8 protein-coding genes and 1 tRNA gene are annotated in these 6759 nt (G+C 33.4%); 3 read left to right on the top strand and 6 right to left on the bottom strand.

Annotated elements, in window-relative coordinates; all coding sequences use genetic code 11:
- From B3J44_RS18175 to B3J44_RS18155, 5 genes are all read right to left on the bottom strand, one after another.
- Positions 1-1005, bottom strand: a 1005-nt coding sequence (locus tag B3J44_RS18175) for a hemolysin family protein (protein WP_286970172.1), incomplete at its 3' end; no start/stop codon positions are given.
- Between the two features lie 3 nt (positions 1006-1008).
- On the bottom strand, positions 1009-1203 hold the full coding sequence (locus tag B3J44_RS18170) for a hypothetical protein (RefSeq protein ID WP_198854704.1): 195 nt from the start codon (positions 1201-1203) through the stop codon (positions 1009-1011).
- A gap of 4 nt (positions 1204-1207) precedes the next feature.
- Positions 1208-1765, bottom strand: a complete 558-nt coding sequence (gene lptC / locus B3J44_RS18165; RefSeq protein ID WP_198854705.1) for an LPS export ABC transporter periplasmic protein LptC — start codon at positions 1763-1765, stop codon at positions 1208-1210.
- A 51-nt stretch (positions 1766-1816) separates the two neighbouring features.
- Positions 1817-3046 carry a hypothetical protein gene (locus tag B3J44_RS18160; protein ID WP_286970170.1) on the bottom strand — a complete coding sequence of 410 codons (1230 nt, stop codon included), beginning with the start codon at positions 3044-3046 and terminating at the stop codon, positions 1817-1819.
- Positions 3039-3773 (bottom strand): type III pantothenate kinase, encoded by a 735-nt coding sequence (locus tag B3J44_RS18155; protein WP_286970168.1) that lies wholly within the window; start codon positions 3771-3773, stop codon positions 3039-3041. The genes B3J44_RS18160 and B3J44_RS18155 overlap by 8 nt, the downstream gene beginning before the upstream one ends.
- Positions 3774-3872: 99 nt before the next feature.
- Between B3J44_RS18155 and B3J44_RS18150 the strand changes: the two genes are divergently transcribed.
- The 3 genes from B3J44_RS18150 to B3J44_RS18140 all read left to right on the top strand — a co-directional run bounded on the left by B3J44_RS18150 (position 3873) and on the right by B3J44_RS18140 (position 6107).
- Positions 3873-3945, top strand: a tRNA-Phe gene (locus B3J44_RS18150).
- Between the two features lie 418 nt (positions 3946-4363).
- On the top strand, positions 4364-5857 hold the full coding sequence (locus B3J44_RS18145) for an MFS transporter (protein WP_286970167.1): 1494 nt from the start codon (positions 4364-4366) through the stop codon (positions 5855-5857).
- 13 nt (positions 5858-5870) lie between these two features.
- Positions 5871-6107 (top strand): DUF6814 family protein, encoded by a 237-nt coding sequence (locus B3J44_RS18140; RefSeq protein WP_198854709.1) that lies wholly within the window; start codon positions 5871-5873, stop codon positions 6105-6107.
- 151 nt (positions 6108-6258) lie between these two features.
- On the opposite strand, the gene B3J44_RS18135 is transcribed toward B3J44_RS18140, so the two are convergent.
- The coding region (locus tag B3J44_RS18135) for a T9SS type A sorting domain-containing protein (protein WP_286970166.1) at positions 6259-6759 on the bottom strand (501 nt) is incomplete at its 5' end.

Raw genomic sequence — 6759 nt, 5'->3', positions numbered from 1 at the left:
TTCTTCATCTAAATCGTGCTCGTCTTCAATTTCCCCAAAAAGTTCTTCTACAATATCTTCAATTGTAACAATGCCTGAAGTTCCTCCATATTCATCTAAAACTACTGCAACATTTTTTCGTTTCTTGATCAATAAATTCAAAACATCCTTAATAAATATCGTTTCTGGAACAAATTCAACCGTCATCAAGACTGATTTTATGGTAGACGGCTTTTTAAACAAATCAAAAGAATGGACGTATCCAACAATATCATCGAGCGAATTTTGACTTATGATGATTTTAGAATAGCCTGTTTCTATAAATAATGCTTTAAGATCGTCAACACTATCAAACAAATCTATATCTACAATTTCTGTTCGAGGCGTCATAATCTCTCTCGCCTTAACAGCAGAAAATTCTAAAGCATTTTGGAAGATTTGAATTTCAGAATCTACTTCTTCGTCTTCTTCAACCGTGCTCATTTGCTCTGTTATGTAATTTCCAAGCTCAATTCGGCTAAACAAATGAATTTGACTTCCTTCTGTTTTAAAAAACTTACTTAGTACAAAATCGGCAATCCAGATAAAGAAAGTAGAGATATAGTAAAATAATCTGTAGAACAGATAAGCTGGAAGAGCCAGAATTTTAATTAAAGAATTGGCATAAATTTGAAAAAAAACCTTCGGGAAAAATTCTGAAGTCAGCAAGACTATAAATGCCGCAAGAAGTGTTTGAATAAGGATATTCCACCAATCAGAAAAAACAAAGCCAAAATAAGTCATCCAATTTAAAATAAGATCACCCATAAAAAAACCGTAAATCACCAAAGCTACATTATTGCCAATTAGCATTGCAGCAATAAATTTGGACGGATTTTCGGTTAGCTTTGTTAAGATTCGAGACAAGAAATCGTCTTGTTTCTTTTCTATTTCGAGATAAATTTTATTGGCGGATGTAAAAGCTATTTCCATCCCAGAAAAAAAGGCGGCTAGTATTAAACAGATTATTATAATACTAATTTCCATTTTTTATTGCTTTTTATTTCGATCATTATACTTATTAAGAAATCTTCTCCTAAAGAAAAACATAAAAACAGCCATTCCTGCAATTACGAAATAAAAAGGATAACTCTCATCGCCTTCATTAAGTTTTACGATACCATCATAAGTAAAGAAAACTGCAAAAAGGATGTAAACGTATTGTGTATATTTTAAATAACCCATAATATTATAATTCTTCGTTGGATTCAATTTCGCCCGTTACACGCTGCGAATTGATCACTTTAAAATCTTTGCTAAAATCTATTCCCTGACCATGAGAAACTCCTTTTTTATCGGTCAATTTAAATTTTCTTTCTGTATAAAACCATTCGTTTTTCTGATCGAAATATAACTGTTCTGTTTCTAAAATCTGACCAGCTTCTGAAGTAATCTTTACTTTTCCTATCAAATCAATAATCCCAGTGTTTTTATATGAAACCGCATAATTACCTTTTATAAAGGTTCGTTTTTGTCTTTTATCATATAAAGTAACATCGATTCCTTTAGGAAATTCTGTAAACGGAAAATCAAGATTTGAATAATCTAACATTTTCGGACTTATCAAAACACCAGTAATACGTCCAGAATCTGTGTATTTAATATTTACAGTATCAGCATCGCTGGCAGGGACAAATTCTGAGAAGTTAATTTTCTGAACTTCTTTAAAATTACTTTCGCATCCAAAAAACATTGTCACAGCAATAACTGTGACAACTATTAGACTATATCTTTTTGGTAAATTCATTTGCCAAATGTAGTAAATTGTAATGAGCTTCTAAAAGATAATATATTTTGTTTATTGGTATTTACTCTTCACAAACCATTTATCATTGAAAGAGAAACTCACACTAAAATTAACATAATTTTCTTGAACTAAATCTGCTGCCGTTGTACCACGTTTACCAAATTCAATTCCGAAATTCACATTTGAGAAAGATCCTGGAATCGGGACTCCTGCTCCTAATGTCATACCAACATCTTTAATTGATTCATTATTAACAATTAAACCAATTTTTTCATATTTCAAACCAGCTCTATAAGTAATTCTGCTCATATAACTAGTGAAAGAAGCATAATTTGGAAGGTAATATCCTCCAATTGCATATTTAGAATAGCTTTCGTATCTTACATTACTTGCAGAGTTATAATAATTTGCTAACTGTCCGTCTCCTTGAAACGTCATGTTTGCTCCTACAAGCCATTTTCTAGCTTCACCAACACCCAAACCAATGCTCAATTTGTTTGGAAGTTTTAATTTTGTTGTTTCTGTTGGAATTACATAAGGATCTGAATCACCTTGAACCGAAATAACTCTTGTATTATCTGAATTCAGGTTACTAGCAAAAGAATAACTCAAACTAGAAAACACACTAGTTTTTTTGTTGATTTTTTTCTGATACATTGTTCCAAAACTAAATCCAACACCTGAAAGTTCTGAAGTATTAACCTCTGCCGTTCCGTTTTGAACACCAGTAATCGCTTCTATACTAGTAGTTGTAATTTTACCAAAATTATATTGCGCATCTACTCCAACGTTCCAACCACGCATTATTTTGTATGATAAACCGAAATATACTTTATTAATACCACCTTTACCGTCAAGCTGAGAGCTTGTTGCTCCTTCTGTTGCCGAATTGTCGTCACGAATTTTGTAACCTACTGAACTGACAGGAATCAAACCAAATGAAGCACCAAATTTTCCCATCGGAATTCCTAATGCCAAATAATCAAAAGTAGAGCGTTGTGCTTTTTCTGATTGCGAAGTCGTTTTTAAATTAGAAGTCGCATATGTTCCTCCAACTGTAAAAGTTGTCTGAATTAAACTGGCGTAACTTGCCGGATTATCTAAATTTAAGTGAATCGTGTCTTGCTCTACTGCAACTCCTGCCATAGATCTGTTTTCAAGTGTTCCCTTGAATCTCACATCTCCTATCCCGAAAAAAGAATAAGGTGACGCAGTACCTTGTTGAGCGAATGAAACGAACGATATAAGCAAACAAGCGCTTAGTATTACTTTTTTAATCATTGTCGATTTTATATTGATATGTTTGGCTCAAACTCTCCAGAAGGAAATTTGAATTGGCAAATATGGTATTTTTTAATCGTTTAGCCAAAAAATCTGCATCGCCTCCCGTTAAAATTATGATAAAATTTGAAAACTCTTTGCGATATTCATCGATAAAACCGTCAATCTCATAGACGAAACCGTTGACAACACCAGAATGAATGGCTTGTGCCGTCGAGTTTCCTACATAAGAATCGGGCTCTTCTAAAGTAAGTAACGGCAGTCTGGCCGTAAAATTATGCAGTGATTCATATCTCAAACGAAGACCTGGAGAGATGGCTCCTCCCAAATAATTATCATTTTCGTCGATAAAATCGTAGGTAATGCATGTTCCAGCATCTATAACCAAGCGATTTTGTTTTGGAAATTGCAATGTGGCTCCTGCTGCCAAAATCATTCGGTCTATACCCAAAGTTTTTGGTGTTGCATATTTATTATGAAAAGGAAAAACATCTTCGTGAGTGAAAAAATGAACTTTCAGCCTATTTTCAAAAGTTAAAAAAGACTTTTTTTCGATACTTCCGACAGAAGCAACAACCAAATCGGAGGATTTTGGATATTTTTCTAAAATATTTTCAATTTTTTTTTCGATTTCATTTTTATCAAAAACAAAATTTTCTAGAGAAGTATTATCCTCAAATACAGATGCTTTAATTCTGGTATTGCCAACATCAATCGCTAAAATCATATTTCCTTTTTTGCTTTTGCGAAGATACGAATAGATTTTTTCTAAAAAATGTTTTGCACAAACCAAAAATGATTATATATTTGCACCCGCAACAAGCACGGTACCTTAGCTCAGATGGTAGAGCAATGGACTGAAAATCCATGTGTCCCTGGTTCGATCCCTGGAGGTACCACGAAACCCACTCAACCGAGTGGGTTTTTTGTTTTTTATACTTTTCTGTTTTTTAATCACAATCCCTATAGTCATGGATGATGTCATTAAGTTAATTTTTTTGTATTAATTTTTTGAATAGCCTCCAGCTTCAGCTGGAGATATCTAACAAACGAACAATAAGGCTTTAGCCAAATCATGTATTTTCGGCTAAAGCCATTCCTATTTCTTTTTATTCAAACTCCAGCTAAAGCTGGAGCCAATTCAAAAAAAAATTGCGAACCTTTGCAGTTTTTCTTTGCGTCTTTGCGGTTAAACTCAAAAGTCAACAAATTAATAGTTTTTGTTAAAAAAGTATTGACTAAATAAAAAAATATCTTCTATATTCGTAAAACTGTATTTTTATATTTGATTCACTAACAAGATCTCAAAGCAGTTTTATGAGCAAAACTTCTACTAAGGGCATTTGGAAAGTAATTTCGGCCTCTTCTATGGGCACCATGATCGAATGGTATGACTTTTACATTTTTGGCAGTTTGGCTGTCGTTATTTCAACAAAATTTTTCCCAAGTGACAATCCAACCGCTGCGTTTTTATCTACTTTGGCCACATTTGCTGCCGGATTTGTAGTTCGCCCATTTGGAGCTTTATTCTTTGGAAGACTTGGTGATATCATTGGACGTAAATATACTTTTATGGCTACCTTATTATTAATGGGTGGTTCTACTTTCTTAATTGGATGTATTCCGAGTTATGAAACAATTGGCTTTTTAGCTCCTTTGTTGGTTTTGATTTTACGCTTACTTCAAGGACTTGCTCTTGGAGGAGAATATGGCGGAGCAGCGACGTATGTTGCCGAACATGCACCACCAGGAGAAAAAGGATATTGGACTTCTTGGATTCAGACAACTGCTACTGTTGGTTTATTTATTTCTCTAATGGTTATTCTAGCAACCAAAAGTGCGCTTTCTGCAGAAGATTTTGACTTATGGGGGTGGCGTGTTCCTTTTTGGGTTTCAATTGCTATGGTTGGAGTTTCCTACTTAATTCGAAAAAACATGGATGAATCTCCTGTTTTCGAGAAAGCTAAAAAAGAAGGAACAACAAGTACAAACCCTTTAAAAGAAAGCTTTGGAAATAGGTACAATTTAAAGTTTGTTCTTTTGGCTTTGTTCGGAGCCACAATGGGACAAGGTGTTGTTTGGTACACGGGACAATTCTACGCTATGAGCTTTATGAAAACAGTGATGAATGTTGATTCTTCGCAAGTAGACGAATTATTGGGAATTGCCCTTTTAATTGGAACGCCGTTTTTTATTGTTTTTGGATGGTTAAGCGATAAAGTGGGTCGCAAATATATTATGATGTTTGGAATGTTGCTCGCTATTTTATCGTACAGATCTATTTATACAGCAATGTATAACACAACAGATATCAGTCAAAAAACAGAAATTGTAGAAAATCCTAGAGAAACGACTGAAAAGAAAGCTGATGGGAGTTCTGTTACAATAAGTCAAAAAAAGTACACTGACGGCACAACCATGATCGAGAAAAAAACGTACATGGATAAAAAAGATGTACAAACAAATATTTCAATCCAAATAACTTCAAGTGATAAATGGACTTTAATTTTTCTGGTTTTTATTCAGGTGCTTTTCGTAACAATGGTTTATGGTCCAATTGCAGCATTTTTAGTTGAGATGTTTCCAACCAAAATTAGATACACCTCTATGTCATTGCCTTATCATGTAGGAAATGGAATTTTTGGCGGATTGCTTCCCGCTATTTCTACTTATTTTGTATCACACGCCAAAACAGCAGGCAAAACCGATTATTATTTGGACGGATTATGGTATCCGATAATTATTGCTGGAATCTGCTTTGTTATTGGAATGATTTATATTGACAACAAAAACAAAATTACTCACCTTTAAAATTTATTAAAAAATGAATGCGATTAAACAGGTTTTAGGGGCGTTATGGATTGCTTTGGCTGCAGCTGCCGCCTATTTTTGCGTGTTTGAATTTGGTTTGCCAAAACTTCTTTCAGATCAACAAGACGATTTGGTATTTGGTGTAATTATTTTATTTATACTAACTCCGCTTATTGTAATGGGATTAGGAACATTTGGATATTATTCTTTGATTGGAGAATACAACGAACCTAAAAGAAAAAACAAATAAAACGATCATAGTTAAATCATAAAATTAGTGTCTTATAATTAGACAACCCCAAAAAGACATTAAGATATTAAAATAAGACATTTATAGCGAAAAACTACTCAAAAAAAAGGCTGTCCATTTCTAGACAGCCCTTTTTCATTACTAACCAAACCTAATTTTTAATAAATTTCACAACGCGAACTTTATTATTCTCATCAAACGTTTTTACAAGATATAAACCAGAAGTTAAACCACTAACTGAGAATTGATAATCTGCATTTCCGTTTGTATTGAATGTTTTTACTAATTGCCCTGTAATAGAATAGATATCTACTTTTGAAGTTGCAAAACCTAAAGTAAAATAATCGGAAACAGGATTTGGATACAGGTTGACCTGATTTCCTTTTTCAAAATCTTCTATTGCCAAATTTGCTTGTTTATTACCATAAATTCTATATTCTCCTGGAGCTAGACTAATTGGAGTATTTACATTGGTAACATTTATCGTTGAATTATCCATTAAGTTATACCACGCCCCAGTGTATTGAAATGCTGGAATCATATTTTGTGCAGTTGTTTCAAAATTTGCCAAAATCACAACATCTTTAAGCTGAGTCGAAGCCAAGCTGCTGTTTGTAATTTTGATATTTACTGTCAAAGTAGTGGTATTTGC

It is taken from the genome of Flavobacterium sp. UBA4854 (genome assembly GCF_002399805.1).
Classification (GTDB): Bacteria; Bacteroidota; Bacteroidia; order Flavobacteriales; family Flavobacteriaceae; genus Flavobacterium; species Flavobacterium ginsengisoli.
This window is presented reverse-complemented; position numbering and strand designations above follow the sequence as displayed.

Bases quoted from the DNA above. Each gene is read 5' to 3' on its own strand.
- B3J44_RS18170 (WP_198854704.1), bottom strand. From the start codon at position 1,203: ATGGGTTATTTAAAATATACACAATACGTTTACATCCTTTTTGCAGTT.
- lptC (WP_198854705.1), bottom strand. From the start codon at position 1,765: ATGAATTTACCAAAAAGATATAGTCTAATAGTTGTCACAGTTATTGCT.
- B3J44_RS18160 (WP_286970170.1), bottom strand. From the start codon at position 3,046: ATGATTAAAAAAGTAATACTAAGCGCTTGTTTGCTTATATCGTTCGTT.
- B3J44_RS18155 (WP_286970168.1), bottom strand. From the start codon at position 3,773: ATGATTTTAGCGATTGATGTTGGCAATACCAGAATTAAAGCATCTGTA.
- B3J44_RS18145 (WP_286970167.1), top strand. From the start codon at position 4,364: ATGAGCAAAACTTCTACTAAGGGCATTTGGAAAGTAATTTCGGCCTCT.
- B3J44_RS18140 (WP_198854709.1), top strand. From the start codon at position 5,871: ATGAATGCGATTAAACAGGTTTTAGGGGCGTTATGGATTGCTTTGGCT.